At 62.4% G+C, this 13,301-nt stretch carries 14 protein-coding genes and 1 riboswitch; of the genes, 9 read left to right on the plus strand and 5 right to left on the minus strand.

Annotated features, from left to right (window positions below):
• Nucleotides 1-49: 49 nt before the first annotated feature.
• The gene (locus QM600_RS06340) at nt 50-307 is read left to right on the plus strand and encodes a DUF2530 domain-containing protein (RefSeq protein ID WP_283260619.1); all 258 of its coding nucleotides are present in this window, start codon (nt 50-52) and stop codon (nt 305-307) included.
• A gap of 1 nt (nt 308) precedes the next feature.
• Here QM600_RS06340 and QM600_RS06345 read toward each other — a convergent pair whose 3' ends face one another.
• The 3 genes from QM600_RS06345 to QM600_RS06355 all read right to left on the minus strand — a co-directional run bounded on the left by QM600_RS06345 (nt 309) and on the right by QM600_RS06355 (nt 4,463).
• Complete coding sequence (locus tag QM600_RS06345) at nt 309-887, minus strand: phosphatase PAP2 family protein (RefSeq protein ID WP_283260620.1); 579 nt, start codon at nt 885-887, stop codon at nt 309-311.
• A 7-nt stretch (nt 888-894) separates the two neighbouring features.
• Nucleotides 895-3,459, minus strand: coding sequence for an ATP-binding protein (locus QM600_RS06350; protein ID WP_283260753.1), 2,565 nt, complete (start codon nt 3,457-3,459; stop codon nt 895-897).
• Nucleotides 3,460-3,635: 176 nt separating this feature from the next.
• The gene (locus QM600_RS06355; protein WP_283260621.1) at nt 3,636-4,463 is read right to left on the minus strand and encodes a DUF3027 domain-containing protein; all 828 of its coding nucleotides are present in this window, start codon (nt 4,461-4,463) and stop codon (nt 3,636-3,638) included.
• Between the two features lie 38 nt (nt 4,464-4,501).
• Between QM600_RS06355 and QM600_RS06360 the strand changes: the two genes are divergently transcribed.
• The 3 genes from QM600_RS06360 (at nt 4,502) to QM600_RS06370 (ending at nt 7,594) form a co-directional block, all read left to right on the plus strand.
• Entirely contained in the window at nt 4,502-5,338 is an 837-nt protein-coding gene (locus QM600_RS06360) for a glutaminyl-peptide cyclotransferase (protein ID WP_283260622.1), read from the plus strand.
• A gap of 70 nt (nt 5,339-5,408) precedes the next feature.
• Entirely contained in the window at nt 5,409-7,106 is a 1,698-nt protein-coding gene (locus QM600_RS06365; protein WP_283260623.1) for an MFS transporter, read from the plus strand.
• A gap of 2 nt (nt 7,107-7,108) precedes the next feature.
• Nucleotides 7,109-7,594, plus strand: coding sequence for a DUF2771 family protein (locus QM600_RS06370; RefSeq protein WP_283260624.1), 486 nt, complete (start codon nt 7,109-7,111; stop codon nt 7,592-7,594).
• 71 nt (nt 7,595-7,665) lie between these two features.
• Here QM600_RS06370 and QM600_RS06375 read toward each other — a convergent pair whose 3' ends face one another.
• Nucleotides 7,666-8,079 carry a cold-shock protein gene (locus tag QM600_RS06375; protein ID WP_283260754.1) on the minus strand — a complete coding sequence of 138 codons (414 nt, stop codon included), beginning with the start codon at nt 8,077-8,079 and terminating at the stop codon, nt 7,666-7,668.
• Nucleotides 8,080-8,302: 223 nt separating this feature from the next.
• Here QM600_RS06375 and QM600_RS06380 point away from each other — a divergent pair, with 223 nt between their 5' ends.
• From QM600_RS06380 to QM600_RS06390, 3 genes are all read left to right on the plus strand, one after another.
• Entirely contained in the window at nt 8,303-8,530 is a 228-nt protein-coding gene (locus tag QM600_RS06380) for a hypothetical protein (RefSeq protein ID WP_283260625.1), read from the plus strand.
• A 34-nt stretch (nt 8,531-8,564) separates the two neighbouring features.
• Entirely contained in the window at nt 8,565-8,954 is a 390-nt protein-coding gene (locus tag QM600_RS06385; protein WP_283260626.1) for a YccF domain-containing protein, read from the plus strand.
• Nucleotides 8,955-9,218: 264 nt separating this feature from the next.
• Nucleotides 9,219-9,404, plus strand: a riboswitch (cyclic di-AMP (ydaO/yuaA leader).
• 7 nt (nt 9,405-9,411) lie between these two features.
• On the plus strand, nt 9,412-9,978 hold the full coding sequence (locus QM600_RS06390; RefSeq protein ID WP_283260627.1) for a transglycosylase family protein: 567 nt from the start codon (nt 9,412-9,414) through the stop codon (nt 9,976-9,978).
• A gap of 101 nt (nt 9,979-10,079) precedes the next feature.
• Here QM600_RS06390 and QM600_RS06395 read toward each other — a convergent pair whose 3' ends face one another.
• Nucleotides 10,080-10,268, minus strand: coding sequence for a hypothetical protein (locus QM600_RS06395; RefSeq protein ID WP_283260628.1), 189 nt, complete (start codon nt 10,266-10,268; stop codon nt 10,080-10,082).
• A 60-nt stretch (nt 10,269-10,328) separates the two neighbouring features.
• On the opposite strand from QM600_RS06395, the gene QM600_RS06400 reads away from it, so the two are divergent.
• Together QM600_RS06400 and QM600_RS06405 are read left to right on the plus strand one after the other, a co-directional pair.
• Entirely contained in the window at nt 10,329-12,653 is a 2,325-nt protein-coding gene (locus QM600_RS06400) for a helicase-associated domain-containing protein (protein WP_283260629.1), read from the plus strand.
• A gap of 76 nt (nt 12,654-12,729) precedes the next feature.
• Nucleotides 12,730-12,855, plus strand: a complete 126-nt coding sequence (locus tag QM600_RS06405; protein ID WP_254922770.1) for a hypothetical protein — start codon at nt 12,730-12,732, stop codon at nt 12,853-12,855.
• Nucleotides 12,856-13,301 lie beyond the last annotated feature (446 nt).

The raw sequence follows: 13,301 nt of genomic DNA on the forward strand, positions 1-13,301 counted from the left end.
GGTCGCACTAGGGAGAGTAAGGCACGAGGGCCCAGGTAGCGTTAATTCTGTGAACGAGACTCGCAACACAACACATCTGATCGAGCGGTTGTCAGCGCCGGCACCAGCTCTCGTCATCGGCACTGCGGTGTGGGTGGTCGCCACCGTCGTGGTCCTTCTGAGTGGTGACCGCTGGTCCAGCGCCCTGCCCGTCTGTTACGCCGGGATAGGCGTCGGGTTCATCGGGTACGGCTTGTTCTGGATTCAGCGCCGAGCAGCGCTGCGAGGTAGCAAAGGCGCCCAACAAGGTGCGGGTCTGACCGACTAGCTCAGGCAGGCTGTAGTTGCCGTCGCCGCAATCGGCTCGTGCCCCAAATCCACAGCCCCGCCCAGATGACGCCGAAAGCCCAACCGGCCAGGACGTCCGTCATCCAGTGTGCGGCCAGGTAGACACGAGAAAACCCGACGGCGACGGTATAGACCGCGAGCACCGCGAGCATGGTTACTTTTGTGAGCCTCGGCAATGTCAGCCGAATGATCACGGCGGCCACTACCGTCGCGAGAATCGCCGTCATCATCGCGTGCCCCGACGGGAACGAATACGAATCGATGTCGACGAGCCGCTCGGGAATAGGCGGACGGGTACGCGTGAAGATGTGTTTGAGTTGCGTCATCACCAGCAACCCGGTGAGCATGGAACCCGCGACCAGTAGAGCGTCGACGCGTCGGGCGCGCATCTGCACAGCGTCGACGCGTCGGGCGCGCATCAGAAGTGTGATCGTCAGAACGCTCGCGATCGACCACGCGGCCAGGGTTCCGCCGCTGTCGGTGATGACGTCCACCACGTCGACCAGCCACGGTGTGCGCGCACTTACGGCGCTGTCGAGTACCCAACTATCGAACGACACTGTTTCCTCACGTCTCTTGCGGTTGTGCCCACGTGCGCATGACGTGATGGACACCGTCGCCGTCAACCCACCAGGGCACGGTCACGGTTCCCTCGGCCGCGCCGCTCAACCGGATCGTGAGCTCGTGGTGAATCATCACCTCGCCCTCGGGCACCTCGCGCCCGAGCGCGGCAAATGCCAGGACGGCCCGCGGTTCCTCGGCCCACAACCGGGTAACTCCACTACTCGTGACCTGACCGTCGACGGCCGACGACGCAGTCGCGATGTCCAGCAGATCAGCCAACGCTTCCGCGGTCTCGAAGCTGCCCAGGACTACTCGCTGCGCGGGCAACGCCGGACCGAACCACGGCCGATCGAGCACCAGGGCGTCGCCGGGTTCGACGAGGTCACCGGACAGTCCGCGAACGAAGCTCGGCAGACTCAACTCGTCCAGATCGAGAACGCGACGCCGGGCGGCATCGGCCAGTAGACGATGGGCGCGTGCAACGACGGCCGGTGTGGGCATCCGCAAGGGATCCGCGAGTCGGTCGAGGAGGAGTTGAGCCAGTTCCGGGTCGTCGACGGTATCCGCCGCCAACACTCCGCGCAGATCGTCAGCTTCCGAGTGGTCTGCTGCGTCGAGCAATCCCTCGAACGTGCGGTCGTGGGGTGCTCGCAGCAAGCCCAGTGTCTCGCCGCCCAGTTCGGCATTCGAACGCAGCCACCACGCAGTGTACCCGCGGCGGTCACCCAGCAACGGGCGCGTCGCGGGAGACTCCATGAGAAGCGACAATGCTGCCGCCCAACGGTTTTCGTCGACCAGATCGAGGTCACGCACAGCCTCGATATGCTCGGGGGCCTCGTCCAGAGTGTCCCACCACTGATCTTCGGAATCGAGATCGTGATCCGGTCCGGACGGCAACTCTTCCCGGAAGACGGTGAAGCCCCAACCGACGCCGACTACTCGAAGTGCCTGCTCCCCCACCTGTTCCACAAAACTCGGGTCCACGGTGCCGAACGGTGAATCGTCAACCAGCACGGTCGCCAACGGCGCTCCCGGCAGCAACAACTGATCGGCGGAGCGCAGTTCTCCGTCAGAGTCGGGAAGCAACACTTCACCGATCCACGACGGCAACGCACCCGGCGCGACATGCGCGGCCAAAGCCAACACCGTCGCCGCCAATTCCGTTGCGACGGAATCATCCTGATCGGCGGCGTCTTCGATGAGTGCGTGCAGTGCGGGGTCGGACAGCAAATCCGTTGCAGTCGCGCCCACAGCACCCAACCGCGAGAGCAACGGGTGCGATGCCTGCGGGTGAACCAGCCGTGTCCACGGCACCGGCGGCACGGAATCACCGAGTTCGGTACCCAGAACTACTGTTCGCGGACCGGTGACAATTCGCCCGTCCGACAACGGGACCGGCAGCGTACCAAGCTCTTCCACCGCCAGGGCGTCGACGACCAGCGGTTCCAGAGCGCCGTAGAGACGCCACCACCACGACGGTTCCCGCTCGAGTCCGCTGAGCAGTTCCGCGATTCGCGCCAGCCCGATTCGGTGTGTCGACACTGCGGCTAGAGCACGTTCGTGGCGCGGACCCGAAAGCTCCGACACGACCAAGCCGCCGATGATATCGGTGAGCAACTCCGCCAACTCGTCACTGAGCCCCGGAACCACGGACGCACGCTGCGGCGCCCGGTCCGGCTCACCCACGACGGGAAGCCAGGAATTTTCCTGCAGCTCCTTCAGAAGTGCCTCGCGCAGAAGCGAATCCGTCTCACTTCGCGCAAAGGCCGGCACCGGGACGAGCGCGGTTCGTTGATCGACCGGCAACGCTGCAACAAACTCTGCATATCCCTCTGCGAGCGGCGCGATGGGCGCACCGGGCAGGATTCGTCGCCGATCCGGCTGCATCGCGATGTCTGCGACAACCAGCGTCGGAATGGACAGTTCTTCATCGGATCGCGTCGGTGCCCGGAGAACGTCGTCACCAACCGGCGCGACCACTCCGTGCTTGACGGGAACAATCCAGCGAGCACGGGCCGTTCGGTACTGCCACCACACCTGGGAATTGATCGAGACTTCGATCAGTCCGGATTCCAGGACTCGCTCGGTTCGTTCAAAAGTTTTGTCGCCCAGACGAATCGAAGACAATCCGGGAAGTTCGAGCAGCAGATCAACTGCCTCGGCAGCCATCCGGGACACCAAGGCGGCACCGTCGACATCATCGCGAAGTGTCAGCACCACCTCGGAATCGGCGCCGGCACCGGGCCTCTCGGCCGACGGCCACACGAGCCGCAGCACGGGCACTCCCGAGTCCGGAACTCGCAGGCCGGCTTTCTCGATCTCTTCACGAGTCCTCTTGGCGGAGAACCGAATCGAACCGGTCGTCGACCGCAACTCGAGCTCGTCACTGACTGACAACACCGCCGAGAATCCGACACCGTATCGACCCACGACGCCATCGTCGGCGTCGACCTTGCCGGAAGCCCGGAGCGCGGTGAGTGCGTGAACACCGTCCTCGTCGAGCGGCCGGCCGGTATTGGCGACGGTCAGAACCTCACCGTCCAACACAACACTCAAGGATCCCGGCATGCCTGCTCTCGACGCCGCATCGGCAGCATTCTGAGCCAACTCCGTCAGCAACCGGTCGCGGTAACCCGCTGCGGCCAAATCGGATTCGGTGGCCGCGTCTTCACGTAATCGGGTAGGCGAATCCGCCCACGCCCGTAGCGTGGCCTCGCGGAGCGCCGCCGCCGCGAACGGGTCGTCTACTCGGTGGATACCGAATCCGAATCTTCGGCGACTGCATCGTCTGCGGCCTGTGCCGGCATGACAGTCATCTCGATAGCCCCGTCGTCATAGGCGTCGAACGCCGGTGAACCGGCACCAAGCGGGAGGGTGGTGTCGGAATGCGCGCCGCAGCCGTAATTGGCGTGCACTACACGGCCATCAGCGGAAAGTTCGTTGCCGCACACACCGAATGCAGCGTGCAACGATCCCGCCAGCGGAAGGAAGAAGCCGCACAGCCCACACGTGGACGGAGCTGCCTTCGCCATTTCCGATTCAGGCCCGAAGTCTCCCTCGAACCAGCGCTGAGCCGCCTCCAGTCGACCCTCGCGGCTCATGACCTTCTTGCGTCCGAAACCGAGTTCCAGTGCAACGTCGTCGACCTCGGGATCACCAGTGGCGACATATCCGGGGGCAAGACGCGGATCCTGCGCCGGCGGAGCCAACAGATCGCCGACCGACAAGTCTCCGGGACGAATCCGCTGATCCCAGGGCAGCCACGCGGGCGCCACCAATGCATCGGGGCCGGGCAACAAAGCGAGTTCACTGATGGTGGCCCGGTGATCGTTCGGACCGGCCGCTACGACAACGGCCCATTGCCACCCGTTGTAACCGGGAATGTCTGCGGCGAATCGATGGGTAGCGGCAAATTCATCCTCCGCCGTGACGCCGAGGTATGCGCCGACGCCACCCTCGTGCAGCTCTACAACAGCTGCTCGGGCAAGCTCGACGGCATCGGCCAGTACGGGGCGCGGCACTGCACGCTCTGGAGAAGTAGCAACACTCACTCCTCCAGTTTGCCGCACCACTAGAAGTCCGCAACGCACTGGGCTGCAATGCTGGACAGATGAGTAGGTCACGCGCCGGTTCCGCAGCTGTCGTCTCAGCACTCGCAGTGATCACTTCGGTCGTGACGGGCTGCTCGCCGACGGGTCCCGGAACCCCTGCTGTAGGCGACAACGGGCCGGTACCGACCTTGTCCGTCGAGGTCGTCGACGTCTATCCGCATGACGCCGACGCCTTCACCCAAGGCTTGGAGATCGACGGCGACAGACTTTACGAAAGCACCGGGCGCGTCGGCGAGTCGTGGGTGCGTTCGACGGAGATCGGTAGTGTCCCGGGTTCCGGCCCCGAAATCGCCCGAGCGGATCTGGCGCCACCGTTGTTCGGTGAAGGCATCACCGTCTCCGGAAACTCACTGTGGCAATTGACGTGGAAGAACGGCGTCGCAATCGTCCGTGACAAGGACACTCTCGTCGAACGTGGCAGATTTCCGCTCACCACCCAAGGTTGGGGCATCTGCTCGCTCGAGGATCGGTTGGTAACCAGCGACGGATCGTCCACCCTGACGTTCCACGATCCGGATACTTTCGACGCAATCGGTTCCGTCGAGGTGACTCGCGACGGTAAACCGCTCGCGAATCTGAATGAACTGGAATGCACCGACGACGGAACCGTCTACGCAAACGTCTGGCAGACGGACACGATCGTGTCGATAGATCCGGAAGATGGTCAGGTGACCAGCGTGATCGACGCGTCGGCCCTGCGCACCCGACTGAACACCGATGGGTCTACTCGCCCCGTCGATGTTCTCAACGGAATCGCGCAGATACCCGGAACCGACCGCTTTCTTCTCACCGGTAAGTACTGGCCACAGATATTCGACGTGCGATTTGTGGCCTGAATCGACTTTGCCGCACAACTCGTCAGGGGTGTGCGTGGTCGCCTCCGCAGTACTAGGACAGAATTGAGTGGTGACCGGACCGCGCGAACCCTACGACCCCGATACTCGGCGAATTCCGAACGAGTCCACGAGGCAGACCGACTCCTCTGGTCAGGCTGTCCACCCGGGTTACGACAACTACCCACCGGCTGCACGTCCGTCCGGCCGACGTGCTCCGTTGCCTCCGCTGCACCCCATTTCCGAATCCCGTGACAAAGCTTCTGACACGTCCGATTCGAAGGGTTCCGGCTCGAAAGGCGATCCTGCCGACGCTCCCAAGGCCCCGCCGATGCCGCGCAAGCTCACGGTCACCCGAGTCGCGGCGATGCGCAGTCGAGAACTGACCAACAAAGGTATTGCGACGTTCCAGCGTGCGGCCAAGGCCGACGGCGCCGACAAGTCCGGCCTGACTGCTTTGACGTACGCGGTGATGACCAACAACGCGACCGACGCCGCTCTCGCTGTGGCCCTGGCAAATACGTTGTTCTTTTCCGCTGCCACCGGCGAGGACAAAACGAAGGTCGCTCTCTACCTCCTGATCACCATCGCTCCGTTCGCAGTGATCGCACCGCTCATCGGACCAATGCTGGACCGGTTGCAGCGCGGGCGCAGAATCGCGCTGGCATCGTCGTTCGGCATTCGAACGTTGTTGGCACTGATCCTGGTGTTCAACTTCGACAGCTGGATCCTGTATCCGGCCGCGCTGGGCATGATGGTTCTGAGTAAATCGTTCTCGGTACTCAAGAGCGCAGTCACTCCACGTGTGCTCCCGCCCGAGATAGACCTGGTCAGAGTCAATTCTCGGCTCACGGTTTTCGGATTGATCGGTGGGACTATCTGCGCCGGCGGCGTCGCGGGCGCACTGGCTCTGGCGTTCAAATCCCCCGGAGCACTGTGGTTCGCCGTGGTGGTCACCATTTTCGGCGCGTATCTGAGTATGCGAATTCCGTCGTGGGTCGAAGTCACCGAAGGCGAAGTTCCCGCCACCATCACCTACCACCCGGACGAGACACATCACGCCGGCAGTGGACGTGTCCCTGGCATCAAGAACGCCAAGGTGCGCCAGCCACTCGGACGCGCCGTCATCATCGGTTTGTGGGGCAACGGAACAATTCGTGTTCTGACCGGTTTCCTCACGCTGTACATCGCGTTTGTCGCCAAATCTCGAACCGACCACGAACCTCTGCAGCAGGCCATGATGCTCGGCTTGGTCGGCGCCGCTGCAGGCTTGGGCAACTTCGGCGGCAACGCGGCCGGCGCACGACTCAAACTGGGCAGACCGGCCGTCGTCGTTCTTCGATGCACTGCATCCGTCTGGATCATTGCGGTCATCGCAGCGCTGACCGACAACCTGATGACAGCCGCTCTGGCCACTCTGATCGCGTCGGCTGCCAGCGCTTTGGCAAAGGTTTCACTCGACGCGTCACTGCAGCACGATCTGCCCGAAGAATCGATCGCTTCCGGATTCGGTAGATCCGAAACCGTCCTTCAGCTGAGTTGGGTACTGGGTGGCGCGCTGGGCGTTCTGCTGCCTACTGAATACTGGATCGGGTTCACTGTCGTTTCCGTGTTCTTGACGATCGGTCTTCTGCAGACGTTCCTGTGTTACCGAGGCAGCTCACTTCTGCCCGGACTGGGCGGCAAGCGACCCGACTTGGCCGAGCAAGAAGTGACAGAAGTGATCTACACCGGCAAATCCGATCGAGGACAAGGAAGTACTCCGCAGTGATCATGCGTACAAGAACAAAGAAGATCGTGGCTGCGATCAGTGTCCTGATGGTGGTGGCACTAGTTGCTTACGTCTCGGTTCTGTTCGTGATCATCAAGAACATCAACGACGAGCCCGACAAGCTCCCGCAGATCACTGCCTACGCTCACGGTCGGACCATCGAAACCCAGCCGGCGGGCTTCTGCACGATCGACCTGTCGCAGTGCGCACAGATCGGCGATATCTACGAGCTCGACGTGCCGCAGGGATCCGCGTTGCAGTTGTCGTTGTCGAAGGACGTCTCGTCTGCGGAATGGGCGATGCTCGCCGTCTACGAAGACGCGGACGGCAATCAGTCCGGCGAACCTCGCTTCTTCAAGGCTGACGAGGCGATGGCAGTCACCGTCGAAGCGCAGCCACAGAAGCAACTTGTGGGAGTGGAGATTCACCTTGCTGTCGGTGAAGGCAGCGAACAGGGACTCCTGATCTGGTCGATCAAGACCAGCTGACCCACCCAGTACAAAAAATGCCCTGCACACCGAATCGGCGTGCAGGGCATTTTTCTTGCTTCGCTGGTTGATCAGCTGTCGAGCTCGCGGGCCACCGCACGGACAACCTCGGAAATCCGCTGAGCAGTCTTGCGGTCCGGATACTTTCCGTTGCGCAGGTCAGGCTGAACCTTGGCTTCGAGCAGCGTGATCATGTCCTCGACCATGCCGTGCAGTTCGTCCGGCGTGTGTTTGCGGACAACAGGCTCACGACGCTGCGTCGACGCACCGCGCAGAGTCGGGGCAGGCTCGAGAACCTTCAGGCTCAGTGCCTGCGGACCGCGTCGGCCGGCCGCCATGCCGAATTCGACCTTCTGGCCCGCTTTCAGACCCTCCACACCTTCAGGAAGGGCAGAGGCCCGTACGTAGACGTCCTCCCCTTCTTCCTGCGACAAAAAGCCGAAACCCTTTTCGACGTCGTACCACTTCACCTTGCCGGTCGGCACCGCGTTCACCCGCTCATCACTCGACTGGGGCTTGTCGCCCCAATATTCTCGGGAGGCTCGAGTACGAGCCCCATGGTCCTGCTCAGCTTCGATCGAGAGGTTCGACCGAAGAATGCAAAAGAACGCGCCCCGAACTTGCTTGACGGGACGCGCAGTCACTCCACAGTCTACCTGTGAGCAACCGGTATCGGCACTCGCGTTTACGGGCACTACCCTTGTAGCTGTGGACTCTCAACCGAACCCGAGCACTTCCGGCACCGGAAACGGCCTCTTTCGAATCGCGATGGGCCTGTTTCTTGTCGGGTTACTCGCCATCGTGGCCATCTTCGCGGTCAAAATCTTCAGCGACACTCCTCCGGGATTGGTGCTGTACCTGTTCGCGTTGGCTTGCCCGGTCGGTTTCCTCCTGGCCATCGTCTACACGTTGACGTCCGGTCGACGCGCACGCTGAATTCCCTCACATACCTACCGAAAGGTCACTGACCATGAGATTTATTCTGAATGTCATCTGGTTGGTCCTCGGCGGTCTGTGGCTGGCGCTGGGATATTTGATCGCCGGCATCATCTGCTGCATTCTCATCATCACGATTCCCTTCGGCATCGCGGCCTTCCGTATCGGTATCTATGCCCTCTGGCCGTTCGGCAAGACCGTCGTCGACAAGCCGACGGCCGGTGTCGGGTCGATGATCGGCAATGTCATCTGGTTCATCGTCGCCGGTATCTGGTTAGCCATCGGGCACATCGTCACTGCTGTCGCGATGGCAATCACGATCATCGGAATCCCCCTGGCCATCGCGAATCTGAAGATGATTCCGATCTGCTTGATGCCCCTGGGCAAGGAGATCGTCGACGTAGACCGCGTCAGCTACGCATAAGCCCCGCAGCTGTTCCAGATAACAGTGTGACCTTAATCACATTACGGATCGATAACGGAATAGCCACAGGAGAGCTGTCACTGCAGAACCCCCCACTACCTGGGCAGAGTCTCCTGCGCATTTGCCCCATGCTCTGTATCCCGTTCGACGCGCCGCGTTATCAAATGGTGACACGGGCGGGCCGAGCCGTTACCGTGAATTTCGGCCGGGAAACTCGGCCACCTCCGGCCCGCCGCGCCAAGCCTTGTCCCGCGGGTACCGGAATTTCCTAAACAGACATTCCAGGGACGAGGACGGGGGACCCAAAGTCCTCTCGGACACCGGTTCGGTTGTTTTCGCAGTCGAATCTTGGGGTGAAGCCAGACCCTTTCCAGCCAGGAAAGGCGAGGCCGGGCAACCTCTCAGCCCGAACCCGACAGCTGACCTCGCAGGCGCGTGTGGAGAGGAATTCACGATCATGAGCGGACGCCATCGCAAACCCACCACTGCAGGCCGCACTGTCGCCAAGGTCGCCGTCACCGGCGCCATCATGGGCGTAGCAGGACTCGCAGCCGCGGGTACCGCCAGCGCAGCGCCTGATTCCGACTGGGATCGCCTCGCACAGTGCGAAGCCGGCGGCAACTGGGGAATCAACACCGGCAACGGCTACCAGGGTGGACTGCAGTTCTCCCCTAGCACCTGGAACGCACACGGCGGCGGAGAATATGCCGCCACCGCCAACAACGCCTCTCGCGAGCAGCAGATCGTTGTTGCCGAGCGCGTTCTCGCCAACCAGGGATGGGGCGCCTGGCCGTCCTGCTCCTCGAGCCTCGGCCTGAACAGCGGCGCAACGCAGCGCTCCGCTCCGGCCACCGTGACCACACCGGCCACCCAGGCCCCCGCACCGGCGCAGGCCGCTCAGGCCGTCGCACACCCGGTTTCTCAGGCCATTGATCAGGCCATCGCGTTCGCCAAGGACAACGGCATCGCCATCGATCCTCAGATCCTCGCAGCTGCAGATACCGCGAAGTCCTTCCTCAAGTAGGACCGCGATCTCGCGTTCCGCTCGAACGCACAGCAGCAACGAAGACACAGCAACGAAGAAGGCCCGCACCGATTGGTGCGGGCCTTCTTCGTGGTTGGTCGTTAGCGGTTGATGACGGTGTACGGGTGCACGTAAGGAAGTGACTCCACCGGCACGGGGAAGGTGGTGTCGTCGCCGAACGGTGAAAGTCCACCTGAGCGGGTCGATGACAATTCGGTCACTGCGTGATCTCCGTCTGCAGTTTCCGGCCATCCTGGATCTACATAGTGCTGCTTCGAATTGTTGGCCACGAAGCCATTTTGACAGGACGCCGTTACGCAGTACATACCAGGTCTCTAATCTGATAGGCGATGACCGAAATACGTGGCACCTCGACGAGCAATTCCCGAGCTGACAGCCTGACCGAATGGCTGTCGGCCCGCACTGACGCCGAGTTGACGGAACTGCTACGTCTGCGGCCCGACCTCGCGGTACCTCCGCCCAGCACAATGGTGGTTCTCGGCGGGCGTGCGCAGCAGCGTGCGTCGGTCAGTCGGGCAGCTGACGAGCTGGACACGCTCGATTTCGGGATCCTCGAACTGATGGCTCTGGCCGGGGCCGAGGAAACGCCGATGTCGCGCAAGGAGTTGAACGACGCTCTCGCCGAACGCGCCCTCACCGGCAAGGGCAAGGTCACCAAGAAGGCCGTCGACGCTTCTCTCGCGAAGATGCGCGCGGCTGCGCTGATCTGGGGCACGGATCCGATCAGCATGGTCCCGGCTGTCATCGACAGCATTCCGTGGAGGGTCGGCCGAGCTCTCGAACCCGTCGAGTCCATGTCGGAAGCCGAGATCACCGCGGCACTGAACGCGCTCGAGAAGCGTGAGCGCGACCTGCTCGAGACTCTGGCCAATTCCAGCCCCATCGGCAGAACCCGCGACGCCGCTCCGGAGACCCCCGCAGACCGCCCGGTACAGAAGTTACTTGCAGCCGGCTTGCTCCGCTGGCTGGACGAGCAGACGGTGGAACTACCGGCAACTGTGCGTCAAGCGATCCGCGGTGAACCTGTCTTCGATCCGACCACCCTCACTGCGCCGGTCATCACGGGCGACAAGCTCAAGCCGGCCGACGTCAATGCTGCGGCAGCCGGCGAGGCCCTCGAACTGGTTCGCCAGAGCGAAAAGGTTGTTGCCGTGCTCGGCGCGGCACCCGCTCCCGCATTGCGGGCCGGTGGTCTGGGCGTACGCGAACTCCGTCGCATCGCGAAGGCTGCCGAACTCGACGAGAGCCGCGTCAACTTGGTAGTCGAGCTTCTCTCGGCAGCCGGGCTAATCGCCAGCGGGACACCCGACCCGACTCCGAGCGTCGACACCTCGGACGACTACTGGACGCCGACGGTGGCTGTGGACGGCTGGCTCAACGCCACTACGGCGCGCCGGTGGGAGGTCCTGGCGTCTGCCTGGATCGACGTTGCCCGGGTTCCCTGGATGATCGGGATGCGTGATCCGTCAGACAAGCCGATAGCGGCGCTGGCCGAAGAAGGCCGCGCGCCTTCCGCACCTCGCGACCGTGCGTCGGTTCTGGGGTTGTTGGCCGAACTCGACAGCGGCCAGAGCGCGTCGCCCGCCGAGGTCAGTCGTCTGCTGGCGTGGCGGCATCCGCGGCGGAGCGGACGCCTTCGGACGTTGGCCGTCGAGAACACACTGGCCGAGGCGTCGGCGCTCGGATTGGTCGCTCGGGGTGCCCTGAGTTCGCCGGGTCGCGCAATGCTCCATGGCGGCGACGCCGAAGCCGAGATGGCGGCAGTGTTGCCCAAGCCCATCGATTACTTCCTCGTCCAAGCGGACTTGACCTTGGTGGCCCCCGGCCCGCTGGTGGCGGACCTGCTCGAGCAGGTGACGTTGGTAGCGGATATCGAATCGGCTGGCTCGGCATCGATGTATCGCATCACCGAGGGCAGCATCCGGCGGGCACTCGATGCCGGGTTGACTGCGACAGAACTACAGACGATGTTCAGCACCAAATCCAAAACACCTGTCCCTCAATCACTTTCATATCTCATCGACGACGTCGCGCGTCGGCACGGCCGATTGCGCGCCGGAGTCGCGGCGTCGTTCATCCGATGCGAGGACGCCTCCCTCCTGGCGGAAGTACTGGCGTCCGCTGTCGCGGAATCGTTGGCCCTGCGGGCACTCGCCCCCACTGTCGCCGTATCCCAGGCTCCACTTCGGGAAGTACTCGCAGAGTTGCGAGCCGCCGGGTTTGCGCCGGCCGGTGAGGATTCGTCCGGAGCCCTGGTCGATCTGCGACCACGCGGTGCCCGGATACAGAATCGCCGTTTGCGGCAAACGACGCGAACGCAGTCGAGTCCATCGCCGGAACAACTCGAATCGCTGATACGAACGTTGCGCGCCGGCGACCGGGCGTCCAGCCCCGGCCGTGGCGGTGTTCGAGCGGACGGATCGAGGGAAAGCAGCGCCGCCGCCATCGCGCTGTTGTCCTCGGCCGCGAGAGCGGGCAAGAGCGTCAACATCGGCTACGTCGACGCCCAAGGAGTGGCTACGCATCGGATCGTCGATCCCGTCAGCGTGGGCGGTGGACAGTTGGATGCCTTCGATCCGGCGAGTGGCGCAGTGCGCCGGTTCACACTTCACCGAATTACTTCGGTGACCCCGATCGACGAAAAAAAGTCGTGACTGGCTTTTTTCTGTAAATGAAGTATGGTCGTGGTCAGTTTGTGATTGCCACACTTCAAAAAACTGAGGAGCGACAATGGCTGACAAGGCGCCGGGTAAGAACATGAAGAAACCCGCCCAGTCGATCAAGGAACGCCGCGCAGAAAAGCGCGAAAAAGCTGCGGATTCTTCGGAATTAATTCGCAAGAGAAAGCGGAGCTAAAAAAAGCCCTTCCTTTTTTACTGACGACAGATTCCATCATGCATTCCGAAACTGACACGCTCAACCACCTACACGAAACGTTCGACCAGTTCAGGTCCAGTAGCCGCGGCGCAGATCCCCGGTCACGTGGATACGCTGCCGGGATGACACTGGCTGCGGTCTGCGTCCTCGACGAGAACGCTCGACGGCCCGGAATCCTGTTATCGGGCCGTTCGTAGCACAAAGGATTTCTGCTGTGAAAAGAACTATCCATGCCCTCGATCGAATTCAAACTCGACTCGAATCGGAACTTGATTCGACGCCAGGCGACAGCGAAAAGAATATCGGTTATCGATCCGGAATTTCGGAGGCGATAACTCACGTCATGGAAATGCGAAAGACAGCAGTGGCCCAGAAATAAATAATCTCCTCCGCGAGGAATAGTCGTCAACTGTGCCACGTTGACG

It is taken from the genome of Rhodococcus sp. IEGM 1379, from assembly GCF_030056815.1.
In the GTDB taxonomy this organism is placed as follows: domain Bacteria; phylum Actinomycetota; class Actinomycetes; order Mycobacteriales; family Mycobacteriaceae; genus Rhodococcus_F.

What these genes read in the sequence shown, in the direction of transcription:
- QM600_RS06350 (WP_283260753.1), bottom strand. Translation starts at nt 3,459, where the DNA reads ATGCCGGGATCCTTGAGTGTTGTGTTGGACGGTGAGGTTCTGACCGTC.
- QM600_RS06360 (WP_283260622.1), top strand. Translation starts at nt 4,502, where the DNA reads ATGAGTAGGTCACGCGCCGGTTCCGCAGCTGTCGTCTCAGCACTCGCA.
- QM600_RS06370 (WP_283260624.1), top strand. Translation starts at nt 7,109, where the DNA reads ATGCGTACAAGAACAAAGAAGATCGTGGCTGCGATCAGTGTCCTGATG.
- QM600_RS06385 (WP_283260626.1), top strand. Translation starts at nt 8,565, where the DNA reads ATGAGATTTATTCTGAATGTCATCTGGTTGGTCCTCGGCGGTCTGTGG.
- QM600_RS06390 (WP_283260627.1), top strand. Translation starts at nt 9,412, where the DNA reads ATGAGCGGACGCCATCGCAAACCCACCACTGCAGGCCGCACTGTCGCC.
- QM600_RS06400 (WP_283260629.1), top strand. Translation starts at nt 10,329, where the DNA reads ATGACCGAAATACGTGGCACCTCGACGAGCAATTCCCGAGCTGACAGC.
- QM600_RS06405 (WP_254922770.1), top strand. Translation starts at nt 12,730, where the DNA reads ATGGCTGACAAGGCGCCGGGTAAGAACATGAAGAAACCCGCCCAGTCG.